Raw genomic sequence first — 14,744 nt, forward strand, 5'->3', positions numbered from 1 at the left:
TTAAGGATTAACCCGTGCAGCATGCATTAACAGTCGATGTAGAGGATTACTTCCACGTAGCGGCGTTTGCAAAAAATATCGACACTAATGACTGGGACCAGTGGCCGTCTAGAGTAGAGTCATCAACCCATGCTCTATTAGATTTATTTGCTGAAAAGCAGGTTAAAGCTACATTTTTCGTATTGGGCTGGGTTGCCCAACGTTATCCGGAGTTAGTGCGGGCTATTGATGCGCAAGGCCACGAAGTAGCAAGTCATGGCATGAGTCATCAGCTAATTTATTCTCAAAGTCCGGCGGTTTTTAAAGAAGAGACCTTTGCCGCCAAAAAGTTGCTTGAAGACATTACTGGTGAGCGTATCAAGGGTTACCGGGCAGCCAGCTACTCTATCACTCCGCAATCTATTTGGGCCTTAGATGTCTTGCTTGAGGCCGGTTTTGAATATGATTCCAGTATATTTCCTGTGAAACATGACCGCTATGGGATACCCGGGGCCCCCCTCCATATTCACAATGCAGTCGTTAACGGCGGCGCACCCTTAACCGAGTTTCCGCTTACATCGGCCAATATGTTTAACCAGCGTGTGCCCGCAGCCGGGGGAGGCTACTTTCGCTTATATCCCTATTGGCTAACCCAATACTTATTAAAAAAGGCGGCCAAAGAGTTAGACCAGCCCTTTGTTTTTTATCTGCACCCGTGGGAAGTTGATACCCAGCAGCCAAGAGTTGAAGGTGCTTCATTGCTAAGCCGGTTTAGGCATTACAATAATCTTGAAAAGTGTTTGCCACGATTAAACACACTATTAAGTCAATTCTCATTTACTACCATGGCTGAAGTTATCCAACAGCACAGCAGCCAAAACACATTAAAGACTTATGATTATGCCCAGTTCGATGTCTAGCTTGATGCCCAGGGTTGAGCTAGGGAAGGTCTTTTATCAGGCCCCAGAGCAGTGGTTGGCGGAGCAAGGCATTGGCTCCCTGGCCGCGCAAATAGCACCTGACTTATTAAAGCGGCAGCAGGCCTTAGATGAAAAAAAAGTCTATAAAGCCAAAACAGGCAAGCTCTCAAGGGAGATAGGCGCCTTAAAGCAGGCCGGTCAATCTGCTGAAGAATTAATTGCCGAGATGAAGGTTTACAAAACCGAGTTAACAGCAATAGACGATATTATTACTAAAACGGAAGAGTCTGTTAGCCAGTGTGTGATGGAGCAATTGGTAATACTGGCTGAAAAAAATACTGAAGCTGAGTCGCCACCAAATACACAAAACAATCAACTTGATTATTCCGCTTTAACTATAGAACCGCTAAATGATGCCTTGAGACCCGCCTGTCTCCATTATCTTAAGCACTCTACAGAGGCAAGCTTGTATCACCACCCCGACTGGTGTGACCTGATAAAACAAAGCTTTGGTCATGAGTCCCATTATTATACGGCGCATATTTCTGGCGAGGTAATTGGTGTTTTACCTGTGGTTAATTTAACCAGCCGCTTGTTTGGCAACTTCGGCATATCCATGCCCTATTTTAACTATGGCGGTCCTATAGGAAAAACAGAAGAGGTGGTTCTGGCCTTATTAGATGCAGCGAAGCAGCAAGCGATAGCATCCCAGTTAAGCCATATCGAATACCGTTGTTTAAAACCATTAAACCAATATCCTGGCCACCAAAATAAACTATCAATGTGGTTAGATCTTCCTGAATCATCAGAGCTGTTGTGGAAGGCGCTGGGCACCAAAGTAAGAGCACAGGTTAATAAAGCCAAGCCTTATGGTTTTACCGTGCATATAGGCGGGGAAGAGCTACTGGATGATTTCTACCGTGTATTTGCCATCAATATGCGCGACTTAGGTACACCGGTCTATGCTAAAAGCTTTTTTAAAAATGTATTAGAAAGCAATATAGGTAAAAATAATATCGTAGTCTTAAAAAACGATAAAGGTGAGGCCGTTTCCGCATCATTTTTAATGGGCCATAAGCATCAGTTAGAGGTGCCTTGGGCGTCAACCCTTAAAAAATATAATCACAGCAATGCCAATATGTTTTTGTATTGGCATATGCTGAAGTTTGCATGTGACAAAGGTTATAAGGTATTTGATTTTGGCCGATCTTCCATTAATGCTTCAACCTTTAAATTTAAAAAACAGTGGGGGGCTAAGCCGGTGCAGTTGTATTGGTATTATTGGCTGGCTGATGGTGGGGAGTTGCCGCAGTTAAATCCGAATAACCCGAAATATAAGCTGGTCATAAAAGCGTGGCAAAAGCTGCCGGTTTGGCTTACAAAAATCATAGGTCCGTTTATTGTTAAAAACCTCCCCTGATGCAGGACTAAAACCAGTTAGCTAAGCGTGCTTTAAACAGTGTTTCTGAGTGACTTCTGTCTTGATGAATACCAATTCGGGTCAGAGTGTGCAGTTGATTAGTATCAGCCTTATTAATACCCCTTTGGGTGGTAACAGCGGCTTGGTAGTGCTGTTGAACCAGTTCAATAGTTTTAGGGCAAATGTCGCCATTAGGGTAGCAGAATAAATTAATCGCTTGGCCAAGCTCTTCTTGCAAGTGCTGCTTACTAGAAATAATTTCTTTGTTAAGTATTTGCTCGTCAAGTTGGCCATTAAGCCTGAAGTGGTTGCGGGTATGGGAGCCAACTTCAACCAAGTTGTTTTGGCTCATGGTTTTTAGTTGTTCCCAACTCATAAGGCCTGTGTTGACGATCTTGTTATTGTTTTCTGGTGTAGTTGGTAGATCTGCAAGCCAGCTGTAAATTTGCTCATCACTAAATTTTTTGAGCCGGTTAATAGTATAAGAGGCAGCCTCTCTGGGGGCTGTTAGTGAGCTTAAATGCGGCGCTAGCCAAGTGATGGTTTCTAGCAAATCGGTCGGAGAATCAAGCAGTTGGATAATCTGGTTGGGCCAAAACTGCCTGTCAGTACCAATCATATCGCTAACAGCAAATAGTGTGATAGGCACCTGCTGTTCTTGAATGATGGGGTAGGCATACTCGGCATTATCGGCCCAGCCATCATCAAAGGTTATTGCGCAGGCTTTCGCTGGTAAGGGTAGGCCTTGTTGCTGGCGTGTCACCCATTCCGAAAGATGGATAGGGGTGAAGTGCCGCTTTATGATTTGCAGTTGCTGCTTAAAGGTTTCGGGCTCTACAATCATGCCCGGTTCTTCTTTAGCATAACGTGGGTCGTGTTTGGGAAGAATACGGTGGTACATTAAAACCCATAATTGCTGTTTGCTAGGGCTAAATTGATGGGGCCCTAACAGCGAGGCGGTAAGATCGAGCGCGCCTTTAGCAAAACTTTTTGTTAGTGTAGAAAAAGTGTTCATATGAGTATGAAGGTTTATTGAATGTTAGCTGATTGTAAAGCCAAGCCTACGGTATTGCACCTGATAGATACAACCGGCCCCGGTGGGGCTGAAACTATCTTTGTGCAGCTGGCCGATAAAATGCGTGAAAAAGGCTGGAATAGCGTGGTGGTCATACGTGGTGAGGGCTGGGTTAATGATGAATTAATGAAAAGAGGTTTGACGCCTATTATCCTTGATGCAAAAGGCAGCTTTAACATCCGCTTTTTATGGAGGTTGATACAGCTAGTACGCCAGCATAAGGTTGCCCTTATTCACTCTCATTTATTAGGTTCAAATGTATATGCCGCATTAGTGGGCTTGCTAACGTTTTGCCCAGTAGTGGCAACCTATCATGGCATGGTAGATATAAGCCCTAATGAGCGCTTTAAGGTGATTAAGCATTGGGCTATGCGCTGGGGCATAAAGCGCTATGTGTCGGTAAGTAAAAGCCTGGCGGCCAGTATTTTTGAAAAAGGTTTGTTAAACCCAAAAAAAACATCAGTCGTTTATAACGGTATAGATACTGCTAAATATGGCAAGAATGATTCTAATACCATAAGGCAGCAGCTAGACCTTGATGATGAGGCTATTTTGGTGGGTAGCTTAGGTAATGTAAGGCCAGCTAAAGCTTACGATGTATTAATAGAGGCAGTGCCGCAAGTGCTGGCCACTAACCCCAATGTGCACTTTATAATTGCGGGTGACCCTAAAAAATCATTAATGCAGGTGTTAGATAAAAGAATGGCTCAGCTGGGCATTGGTGAGAATGTACATTTTATTGGCTTTCAACGTGATTGCGCGGCTATGTTAGGGCAGATGGATTTATTTTTACTGTCATCATCTTCAGAAGGTTTCTCAATATCCACTATTGAGGCAATGGCAACAGGTTTGCCCGTAATAGCCACTAAGTGCGGCGGACCAGAGGAAATCATAACTCATGGCCAAAACGGTTGGTTGGTTGAGAGCAGCAAAGCAAGGACAATTTCAGATGGCCTGATAGTAGTGCTGGGTGATGAGGCTTTGGCGCGACAGTTAGCGAAAGAGGCCCGGCAGCATGTTGTAAGAGTGTTCTCTAGTTTAGGGATGCTTGATAACTATAATGGCCTTTATAAAGCTCTAATCGGAAAGGACAGTGCCTAGGTGTAATAGGTATTTGGCAGCGTAAAGTATCGTTAATGCTTGCGGAATTTAGAGGCAATAATACGCCTGAGTGTTTCTAGAAATGGTGCTAAGTCGTCAATTGCCCAAATCGCTTTGGCGTCTGAAAAAATAACGCTATGTAGCCACTTGAAAAAGGGGATGCCTTTCCCGGATTTTTTTAATGCTATATATGACTTTAGATCCCACTCTTCGTTCACATAAGTGGTGTTTGTATTATATTTAACGGGGAGGTGGGTTGAACGGCCCTTGAGTAAATTATATCCAATCCATGGAAAGTCTACACCGGCTGTGATGGGGAGTTGATTGCCAGAAACTGTTCTAGGATTTATTTCCATTAGCTTCATCTGGTTATTTCTATTATCAATTTTAAACTCTATGCCGGCGTAGCCTTGGTAATTTAAATGGCCTAAAAGCTTCCGAGATTTTTCAGTTACTTCAATGTCGTCGGTAGTTATTTGATATGAGCCATCACCATAAAGAGGGGGGTTCTGCCTAAGCTTCTGCTTTGTTATATAGGCTACTTCTTTATGCTCTTTAGACCAAAGCCCAAGATAGCCAACGAGGCAGTTATCATCGCCGGGAATGATTTCTTGCAACATAAATTTATTTATGTCGTTAGCTATAATCTCAAGATTTGTTTTTAGAGTAGGCAAGGAGTCAATTATTACAACTTTTTTACCGCCAATTATTTGTTTTCCTTCGTGAGCAATGTAAGGCTTTATAATAAATGGATATCCAAGATTTTCCGCGAACTCTAGTGCGTCTTGTTTTGTATTTGGAAAGTATGTTTCAGGTATTTCTATACCAATGCTCTTAGCAATCGTATATTGAATTTTCTTGTTGACAATAGAGGCTGCTGTCTTCTCGTTGGGGGTGATTGTAGATAGCTTGCCCGGGTATTTACTTTCGAAAATAGATAGTTGTTCTATATGGTAGTCAGAGGTTGCAAATATTATTGGTGGGGTGTTGTGTTGGGCCAATGATTTATTGATCAAGTCAAAGGCTGTGTTCGAATTGAATAAAGAGTTAGGTATCAGGACAAAGTCACAATAATTCGAATAAGAGCCTATTAGCTGCTCCCCATCAATCAGTATGACTTTGATGCCTTTTCTACCAAGACTTCTAACAAAACTCAGCCCATTAACTGATGCACCAAATATCCATGCGGTATTATCGTCTTGGCGGTGTTTTGATAGTTGCGCGACTATTTCGTCCATGGTGAATACCTTGTATGGGGTGGTATGAGTGTATTAGTAATTATATATGAAACCTTAGGTCATTAAAAATATTAAAAAAGCGGTTATAGCTCTAGTTATATTGAAAACTGATGTAAATAGTAGTGTGAAGTAGTTTACTGATTTTGTGCTAAACAGCCCTCAGATATAAAGATATATGATTGAAAAAGGGGGGGGGCTGGCTTGTTATTTGGGGTGAATTGGGCTTATATGGTTATATGTTCAGTGGTTGAGTAATGTTGGGCTAGGGGATTACCGGCGGTAGATATTGTTTGGCTTTGTGAAGTGAAATTTTAAGGAGGCTGATATGGGAAAGTGTTCGTTGGGTTTGGCGGGTTTTATTTTGTTTGCTACACAGGTTAGTGCCTCAGATATTTTGACGGCAGATTTTGAGACTGGCGAAGAGGGTGATTCAATAACTGAGTTTCACTCCCTGAAAAGGCCAGAAAATGCCACATACAGCACGGAGGTGGCAGGGCCTTATAGTGGAGAAAAAGTGCTCAAAATCGAGCAGAAAAAAACTGAAAAATATTTTGGTGGAAAGATTGCAAATGTAGATTTAGGTGAGGGGAAAGAGATATGGGTTCGGTGGTATCAATTTTTCCCAGAAGATTTTGCTTTTGCAAATGGAGTGAATGGCGATGACTTGGGAGGAGCAGGAAGCATTAAATGGTTGAGGTTTCAGTACCCTGGTGTAAGCGAGAGGATAACGCTATTGATGGATGCTACTTATCGTTGCTATGACCCCTGCACGGACCATTTAAATAGCTTGGTGCCGGAGAAGTTTGTGGGTGAACTGCAAGGGTGGAAGGAGAGGTATGGCTCTACTAGTGCTGTATATATAGATAAGGAAAATTACCCGCTTGGTGAATGGCATGCGATGCAAGTATATCTTAAGTTGTCTAAAGGTAGTTCAGACAAAGGAGATGGTAATGGGCTCATTAGGATGTGGATGGATGACAAATTGATTGCGGAATTCCAGAGAAACACTATGCCCGTAAATGGCGGGGCTTTAAGATCAATTTGGTTAGGTGATTATTGGAATGGTGGATTTCCTAAGGATCAGCATTGGTTTATTGATCATTTAGATGTGTCAACTGAGCAGCCTGTGGGAACTGACTCACATGGTAATTATTTCATCGTTCCGATTTCAAATGCGCCAATGCCTCCGTCGTCCGTCCGATTAGACTAGAAAATCGTGAAGGTTCCTGCGGGCCCGTTGGAGGGGTGAGCTTGAAGTTGTGGTTTATGTATTTTAGTTATCAAACGTTAATTTGAAATGTTATTATGCACGCTCAATTTCTAAGGCGAGTTAATTCAAGGGGCTGAGATGTGTGGAATAGCGGGCGGGGTGTTTTTAAGCGCTGGCCAGAGGACGAAGCCTTCAGAAATTGTTTCTAATATGACGGATGCTTTATTGCATCGGGGGCCAAATAGTTCAGGAATTTGGTGTGATGACGATAGGGTGGTCTTGGGCCATCGTAGGCTGTCGATTGTAGATCTCTCGAATCTTGGCCGTCAGCCGATGCTTAGCCCTTCTGGGCGATGGGTGCTTGTCTTAAACGGTGAGATATATAATCACAAGGCGATTGCCAAAGAGCTTGTGAAACTGGGAGATGTTTTTAGAGGGCATTCTGATACCGAGGTTCTGGCAGCTGCAATTGAGCGCTGGGGTGTGGCCGGCGCTGTTAAGCGGTGTGTTGGGATGTTTGCAATTGCCGCTTGGGATAAAGAGAGTCGGCAGCTGTACTTGGTGAGAGATCGTATGGGGGAAAAGCCATTATATTATGGCTTTTGTGGAAAAGATTTAATTTTTGCATCAGAGTTAAAGGCATTAAAGGCTCATCCTAAATGGGAGGGTGAGATTGATAGAGGGGCGTTGAGTGAGTTTTTGAGGTATGGCTATGTGCCGACCCCAAAGTCAATTTACAAGGATATTAATAAATTAGAGGCGAGTACAATACTGACCGTTTCATTCGCCCCGGAAAAGGGAGGGGAGGTTAAATATAAGAAAATTAAGTATTGGGATCTAAAGGTGATTGCTCAAGCGGGAAGGATGGCACATACCGAAGCGGAGCTAACAGATGGTTTTGAAAAACAATTGCGGAGCACGCTTAGAGATCAAATGATTGCTGATGTGCCTTTGGGGGCCTTCCTATCTGGTGGGGTTGATTCAAGCCTTGTCGCTGCACTCATGCAGTCTGAAAGCCGGCAGCCAATAAATACATTTACTATAGGTTTTAACGATGCTCAGTTTAATGAGGCTGAGCATGCAAAAGATATTGCACGGCATATAGGGAGCAAGCATAGGGAGTTGTATATAGATAACTCTCAGGTGCTGGACGTTGTGCATAGTTTGCCACAGCTCTATGATGAGCCGTTTGCAGATCCATCCCAATTACCAACATATTTACTTTGTGAAATGGCTAAAGAGCATGTGACGGTGTCTTTGTCTGGTGATGGTGGTGATGAGCTTTATTGTGGATATAATCGTTATATTTATGCAGAGAAAGTGTGGTCAATGGTAAGGCTAATGCCTCACAAAATAAGAGGTCTAATGGCTGCAGGAATAAGAAATATAAACCCTATTCACTTTGATAAGGTGATCGTCGCACTTTCTAAAATTATACCTACGCTTCTTTCCGTGAAAACGGGCAACTCTATGGTTAAGCTACAAAAATTGTCAGCAGTAATACAAGTGAAGGATTTTGATGAGCTTTATAAGTTGCTGCTGTCATTTTGGTTTACCCCTAGTGAAGTGTTAAATGGTGCTGTGGGCTTTGAGGATGCTTACTCTGGCTCATGTGATTGGGGTTCAAAAATAGAATACATGATGTATAGGGACCAAGTTCAGTATTTACAAGATGACAATATGGTGAAGATGGATAGGGCTTCAATGGCGGTTAGCTTGGAAACCCGATCACCTTTGTTAGATCATAGAATGGTTGAGTTCTCATGGGGGGTTCCTGTTGAGTACAAGTTACGAGAGGGTAAATCAAAGTGGCTGATGAGAGAGGTTTTATATAAGTATGTTCCGAAAGAGATGATTGATAGACCTAAAATGGGGTTCTCGGTACCGATAGCAAATTGGCTGCGTGGGCCGTTAAGAGGGTGGTCAGAAAGGTTGTTAGATGAAGAAGTAATTGTAAAGCAAGGTTATTTTGATTCAAATACAGTAAAGAAATATTGGAAAGAGCATTTGACGGGAAGCCATGATAGGTCAATGAATTTATGGCCATTATTAGTTTTTCAAAGCTGGCTGGAGAATGAGTAGAGTGTGTAGAGAGGAGGGGTTTAGGGAGGTGGCTTTTGTAATGCCCGCCTTCAATGAGGAGGAGTGGATAGGGCGATCGATAAAAAGTATTCAAAAATATGCGCCAGGTTCTGAAATTGTAATTGTTGATAATGGTTCGACGGACAGAACGCTTGAGGTTGCAAAGCAATGTGGAGTAAATGTCTATAGCAAGGTAGATGGAACAATAGCGTCGATTAGAAATCATGGGGTCTCTAAAGTGGGGCAGAAATTAATAGTTTTTTTAGATTCGGATGTGACACTTACAGCGCAATGGGCTGATGAGTTTATAATTGTTAGGGATCAACTTGAAGGTGAATGTGGTCTTGTAACAGGGTCGCATTGCTCTCCTCCAGAAAGTGATAATTTATTCCTGAGGTATTGGTTTAAGTCATTTTCTGAAGAGCGTGAGTCGTCACACTTGGGTACGGGCCATATGATTATGAATCGAAGTTTTTTTGATAAAGTGGGCGGATTTGATGAGACGCTAGAAACGGGTGAGGATTACGAGTTCTGTAGGAGGGCGGTATTGCTGGGCGGGAATATTGTGAATAATACCGGCCTGTTAGTTTACCATCATGATTTTCCAAGAACTGTGGTAAGTTTTTTTTGTCGTGAAGTTTGGCATGGGGAGGGTGATTTTGGTTCGTTTAATGGTGCGTGTGGTTCTAGGGTTGTGCAGGCAAGCACGGTTTTTCTTATATTACATGTTATGGCCCTGATCGCTCTTTTTTATGATGGGTCGCTGGCTGTTTTTACGGTTTTATTACTTTTTTTATTGTGTGTTTCTTCTTCTTTGATTAAATACTCTGCTTCTGGAATAAGAGCTGTAGCAGTAAATTCGTTGATCTTTTATTTGTATTTCTGTGGGCGGGTATCTTCATTTTTTGTGGTAATTTTTAAACTACTAAATTTAAAGCTGTTCAAAGAATGAGCCTGCTGACAGCTGATATATATTCATGTAGTCCAAAGCGTATATTTGATTACGTTAAAGGCGAGTCTTTAGCTTTTTGGTGTGTGTGTGCGTATTTGTTTTTCGAGTATGTTCGGCCGCAAAGCATTTATACTTGGATCGATTTCTTCCCTTGGGCGGCATTTTTATTGGTGGCGTCGTTTTGTTTTTCATTTACGGAAAAGGCTAAAGTTCAGCCTAACCCTGTTTCTAAAATTATGGGTGGTTATGGCGTGGTTGTTATTTTCTCAACCGTTTTTGCTGTTTGGCCGAGGCTTGCGTTTGATAATTTAGATGCGTTTTTTCAGTGGTTGTTGGTTTTTTTTGTTATCGTTAGAATAATAAATACAAGGGAGCGGTTTTTTATATTTTTGTTGTTGTATTTACTTTGTAATTTCAAAATGAGTCAGCACGGTTTTTTGTCTTGGATGCTAAGAGGCTTTTCATTTGCTAATTGGGGGGTGGCAGGCGCACCTGGCTGGTTTAGTAACTCTGGTGAACTCGGCATACAAATGACAATTTTTACACCTTTGGCTGTGGCATTTGTGGCTGGATTGAAAGATAAGTGGGGTAAAGGTAAAAAAATATTCTTCTATCTTATGCCTTTTACCGGTGTAGGGACTATTGTTGCCTCATCATCCAGAGGCGCTATGCTTGGATTGCTGGGTTCGATGCTGTGGAGACTAAAGTCATCTAAGTATTTTATAAAGGCAATTATTATAATGTCATTATTGGTTTGTGTGGTTTATATGGTGACGCCCGTAGAATTTAAAGAAAGACTGATGGCTAGTGGTGAAGATAATACGTCTATGCATAGGTTGGATCGCTGGGAGGCGGGTTGGGCTACGGCATTAAAATACCCGTTTTGGGGGGTTGGGCATAAGAACTGGGATCAATACTTCAGGCAGTATTTAGATTTTGGAGTGAGGGGGTCTGCAAAAATACATAATATTTTTATGGAGTCGCTAACTGAGCATGGGTTTATTGGCTTTTTTACATTTATTTTGTTGGTTTTTTATATGTTAGTGTTGAATAAGAGGTCTAGGGCTATTGCAAATAAAAGAGGGCTTCCTTTCGAGCTGTCTGTTAGTTATGGCTTGGATGCAGGGTTGATAGGCATGCTGGTCAGCAGCTCATTTGTTACAGTTTTGTACTACCCTTATGTGTGGGTACATGCTGCATTTGTTGTATCGCTGTATAACAGTCTTTCAAGTAAAGCTTGCTATGAAGGCAAGGTGGCATTATAAATGGCCTCAACCTGTGAGGCGAAAGTGCTAAGTGACATTGTGTTTTTGACGTGTTGCATGCCGTAGTTACGCACGGAGTCCTTTAGTTTGGGGTCGTCAAGAAGTAGTCTTACCTTGTCTGTTAGTTGCTTGGTGTTTAGTGGGTCTGCAATTAACCCCGTCAAATTGTCGTTAATTATTTCTTTGCCCGCCCCGTGCGAAGAGGCAATTACAGCGCAGCCATGTTGCATTGCTTCTGTGATTACAAGTCCAAAGGGTTCTGGTTCAATGGAGGCGTGTACGACAATGTCGCTAACTTGGTACAGTTTTTCAGGTTGGCTCACATAGCCTGTGAAAATAACGTTGTGATCGGCTAAGTGTGCTTCAGTATAGTGTTTAACTTTATTGAAATAGCTCTTGTTAAACCCCTCTCCATCATCGCCTACTATAAGTGCATTAAATTGATAGCCTTTATCTTTTAGTGATTTTAAAGCCTGTACAAACTGATACTGCCCTTTCCATCTAATAACACGGCCAAATATGGCAATGGTTGTTAGCTGGTTATTTATATTAAGCTTGTTTTTTAGTGCTTCAATATCAGCTGCTGGTAAGGGGGGGGTATCCGCGATAGGGTTATGCAGTACGGTTATTTTTTTACTGTCAGCGCCAGCTTTAACGACAATGTCTCTCACGAGGTTAGATATTGATATAAAAGCATCGGGCAGCTTGTAATAAAACTGTGCAGATCGGCTATCGGGTGGGTTCTCCCAGCCATGTAGGTGCTGTATGCATTTGGTTCGGGTAAGGCGAGCGACAATTAGAGCGTCTTTGCTGTTATTAACATGGATAAGGTCAATCTTTTTAGAGTATACCAATTTGGCTAGAGTGATCGGGTAGCGTATATTTATCAGAACTTCGTAAAGTGTTAATAAGGCTATAGCAGTCTTAAAAATAATTCGAGGTTTTATTTTTAATAATTTAGGAGTTATTTTTGCGCGGTCTACATAGGTAAAATTTTTAGAAAGGCCTATAAGCTCTATGGCACTATTAACATGGTCGCGCGCAATGTTAATGTCCATTGCTGTAACTATAATGGGGTTAAACTGAGTTTTATCGAGTGCAGCGGCTAGCCGTGCAGCCACAATTAATGAGCCGCCAAACCCAGTGCCCTCATCTACAATCAATATGTTTTTAATCTTCATGGTTTGCTTATGTTATTCGGTTTTATTGGTGCTTAGGTAAGTGCGGGCTATAGTTATGATGCTGTTTGGCAGGCATTTTATAGCAATGCTTAAAATAATAATGACGATATAAATAGCTACGCTATAAACAAAGTCGATGTAGCTGCCATTATGAAGTATTTTAAGGGTTTGAAATCCTGCAAAGCTAAGGCTTATTAGTAAACCTATTTTCAGCCAATCGATAGAAAAGTGGAAGTAGTACTGTGACTTTTTATATACCAATGCAAACCGTAAAAACATGGCTAAAGCTGTGGCTATGGCAGCGCCAACTCCGCCCCATAAGGGTATTAGTAAAACATACAAAATAGAAATAACCGCCGCTGTAACCCAGGTGTAGTAATTCAAGTATTTTGTGTTGCCCGATTTGAGAATGCCAAAGCGGTGGTATTCCGTCCAGCATTGAAATAAGTAAGCCAAAATAATGTAGGGGGCAATATCAATCGCTTTGTAATAAGCACTATCGGCCATTAAATGTATTGCTGGGGCTACAAATATAATCATGCCTGTGGCGGCAGCCCATAGGATGTAGTTGGCGGTATAAAAGGTATCGCTAAACGTCTTGGCGCTATTGGGCTCTTTAGCGTGGTCAAATTGCCTTGCGCCCCAGTAGCTCATAAAGGGGGACCAAACAAGTGCGGTTAAAATAAATCCAAACTTATAGCCTAAGGCATAAATACCGACCTCTGTAAGATCGTTGTAATGCTGAATAAAATACCGATCGCCAAAAGTCATGTAATACATGGCAATTGAGCCATAAATGATGGGTAGGCTATATTTTATGAGCTTTATTGCTAGGTGGTGGCAGTATGAAATGCCTATTTTAGGTATTACAAAGGCTAGCAATAGTAGGGTTTGCACGCAGCCGCTAAATAGGGCCGAGTAAATTATGCCCCATAATCCGAGCTCCAGGTGCACAATGAAATATAGGCTGGCGCCAATTTGTAAGGCGAGTTTTAATAAGCTGAAGGCAAGGTACTTACCGGCTTGGTCATTCACTCTAAAGTAACCCATACCTATTTCGGCCACTGTGCCAAAGGCAAGTGTAAAGGCAAACCATTGAAGCGGTTGGCTCATTTCAGGAGTATTGAGTAGCGATGCGACAATCGGCGCAATAAGCCATAAAACACAAATAGCTAAAACATTAATTGATACGCCAAGCCATAAACAGGTGCTTAGTACAGTGTTTTTACTATTTTGATCTGTTGCATCTGAATAAAACTTGAACATACCGGTGGTGATTCTTGCACCCAAAACCAGTATGGTTAAATCGAGAATAAGGTTGAGTAGCTCGGCGGTGCCATAAACCTCTGGTGATAAATACCGAGTATAAATGGGCAGCATAATAATGGAGCTGGCGGCTCTCGCTATAGTGCCTGCTGCGTAGAGAGCGCTGCTTTTTACAATACTGCCAGCCATACTATGTATTAGCCTTTAGGTCGCTAGGGAGATAATCAAGCCAGGAGGCTACATGGCTATTTTGAATAAGGGCGTATGTGTTTTTAATTTCGAGACTATATTGGCTAATAAGGTGTGAAAGTATTTCGCTCGGTAACTGTAGCTTTTTAGTGTCTCCCCATACCATTTTTTTGATGATGCTTTCATTCCATTGGTTGTCGATGTCGATAATGTCGCTGATTTTAGCCAGGAAGTCGTTGGGTGATTGGCAAAGCTGGTCGTAGGTTAATACGTGAAAGTTGGTGAAGTATTGCTTCCACAAAGGAATAATACGTGTGTATTCGCTACATAAAGTAATTTGAGGTGAGTTAAGCGTGGTTATAATCTTAGAGTAGTTTTCAGGCGCTACTTCTAGACCGTGGTATCTGCACAGCATTTTTGCTGCTGACCAAGATCGTTCAATCGGGTTTCTAATAATGAATATGACAGGGGTGTTAGTACCGATAACTTCGGAGGCATATTTTACACCTCGCTCATCCATTGTTGAGTAACCAGGGGTCATGTCACCACATTTTTGTCCCTGTTTGAATTCCTCGGTAAATAGGCTTTGGTACCATTTCTTTTCCAGGCCTAAATCATAGTATCGTCTCAACCAGCGTAATTCTTTGTAGCTGAATCTTTTCAGTGCCTGCCAGTACATGTCGTTGGCTTTGGGGATGGGTAGGCCCCACTTCCCAATAAGTTGATCATTCATACATACGCGGTTGAAATAGTGGAATTCTTTAATGGGCGGGGACCAAACTTGATGGTGTTTTGCAAGGTTTTCATATAGCCAGGTGGTGCCGCTTTTTTGGGTGCCAATACATAAAAAATCCGGTTTTGACATT

At 42.1% G+C, this 14,744-nt stretch carries 12 protein-coding genes; 7 read left to right on the forward strand and 5 right to left on the reverse strand.

Going from position 1 to position 14,744, the window contains the following annotated elements:
- Nucleotides 1-14: 14 nt before the first annotated feature.
- Together P8H32_RS04600 and P8H32_RS04605 are read left to right on the forward strand one after the other, a co-directional pair.
- Nucleotides 15-899 (forward strand): XrtA system polysaccharide deacetylase, encoded by an 885-nt coding sequence (locus tag P8H32_RS04600; protein ID WP_301088568.1) that lies wholly within the window; start codon nt 15-17, stop codon nt 897-899.
- Entirely contained in the window at nt 880-2,319 is a 1,440-nt protein-coding gene (locus tag P8H32_RS04605) for a FemAB family XrtA/PEP-CTERM system-associated protein (protein WP_301088569.1), read from the forward strand. Before P8H32_RS04600 ends, P8H32_RS04605 begins: the two co-directional genes overlap by 20 nt.
- 7 nt (nt 2,320-2,326) lie before the next feature.
- On the opposite strand, the gene P8H32_RS04610 is transcribed toward P8H32_RS04605, so the two are convergent.
- Nucleotides 2,327-3,334, reverse strand: coding sequence for a polysaccharide deacetylase family protein (locus tag P8H32_RS04610; RefSeq protein WP_301088570.1), 1,008 nt, complete (start codon nt 3,332-3,334; stop codon nt 2,327-2,329).
- Between the two features lie 21 nt (nt 3,335-3,355).
- On the opposite strand from P8H32_RS04610, the gene P8H32_RS04615 reads away from it, so the two are divergent.
- Complete coding sequence (locus P8H32_RS04615) at nt 3,356-4,495, forward strand: glycosyltransferase (protein ID WP_301088571.1); 1,140 nt, start codon at nt 3,356-3,358, stop codon at nt 4,493-4,495.
- Between the two features lie 32 nt (nt 4,496-4,527).
- Here the strand turns inward: P8H32_RS04615 and P8H32_RS04620 are convergent, their stop codons facing one another.
- Nucleotides 4,528-5,733: an ATP-grasp domain-containing protein gene (locus P8H32_RS04620; RefSeq protein WP_301088572.1), complete on the reverse strand. Its 1,206-nt coding sequence runs from the start codon at nt 5,731-5,733 to the stop codon at nt 4,528-4,530.
- 325 nt (nt 5,734-6,058) lie between these two features.
- On the opposite strand from P8H32_RS04620, the gene P8H32_RS04625 reads away from it, so the two are divergent.
- The 4 genes from P8H32_RS04625 to P8H32_RS04640 all read left to right on the forward strand — a co-directional run bounded on the left by P8H32_RS04625 (nt 6,059) and on the right by P8H32_RS04640 (nt 11,242).
- On the forward strand, nt 6,059-6,943 hold the full coding sequence (locus P8H32_RS04625) for a hypothetical protein (RefSeq protein WP_301088573.1): 885 nt from the start codon (nt 6,059-6,061) through the stop codon (nt 6,941-6,943).
- A 138-nt stretch (nt 6,944-7,081) separates the two neighbouring features.
- Nucleotides 7,082-9,025, forward strand: coding sequence for an asparagine synthase (glutamine-hydrolyzing) (gene asnB, locus P8H32_RS04630; protein ID WP_301088574.1), 1,944 nt, complete (start codon nt 7,082-7,084; stop codon nt 9,023-9,025).
- Nucleotides 9,018-9,977 carry a glycosyltransferase family 2 protein gene (locus tag P8H32_RS04635; RefSeq protein ID WP_301088575.1) on the forward strand — a complete coding sequence of 320 codons (960 nt, stop codon included), beginning with the start codon at nt 9,018-9,020 and terminating at the stop codon, nt 9,975-9,977. Before asnB ends, P8H32_RS04635 begins: the two co-directional genes overlap by 8 nt.
- A complete protein-coding gene (locus P8H32_RS04640) occupies nt 9,974-11,242 on the forward strand; it encodes an O-antigen ligase (protein ID WP_301088576.1) in 1,269 nt (422 codons plus the stop codon). The genes P8H32_RS04635 and P8H32_RS04640 overlap by 4 nt, the downstream gene beginning before the upstream one ends.
- Here the strand turns inward: P8H32_RS04640 and P8H32_RS04645 are convergent.
- The 3 genes from P8H32_RS04645 to P8H32_RS04655 form a co-directional block, all read right to left on the reverse strand.
- Entirely contained in the window at nt 11,218-12,423 is a 1,206-nt protein-coding gene (locus P8H32_RS04645) for a glycosyltransferase family 4 protein (RefSeq protein WP_301088577.1), read from the reverse strand. The two genes, P8H32_RS04640 and P8H32_RS04645, sit on opposite strands and share 25 nt — an antisense overlap.
- A gap of 12 nt (nt 12,424-12,435) precedes the next feature.
- Nucleotides 12,436-13,878 carry a lipopolysaccharide biosynthesis protein gene (locus P8H32_RS04650; protein WP_301088578.1) on the reverse strand — a complete coding sequence of 481 codons (1,443 nt, stop codon included), beginning with the start codon at nt 13,876-13,878 and terminating at the stop codon, nt 12,436-12,438.
- Nucleotide 13,879: 1 nt separating this feature from the next.
- Nucleotides 13,880-14,744: sulfotransferase domain-containing protein (locus P8H32_RS04655; RefSeq protein ID WP_301088579.1), on the reverse strand; the 865-nt coding region annotated here is incomplete at its 5' end.

It is taken from the genome of Oceanicoccus sp. (assembly GCF_029238675.1).
Classification (GTDB): domain Bacteria; phylum Pseudomonadota; class Gammaproteobacteria; order Pseudomonadales; family Dasaniaceae; genus Oceanicoccus.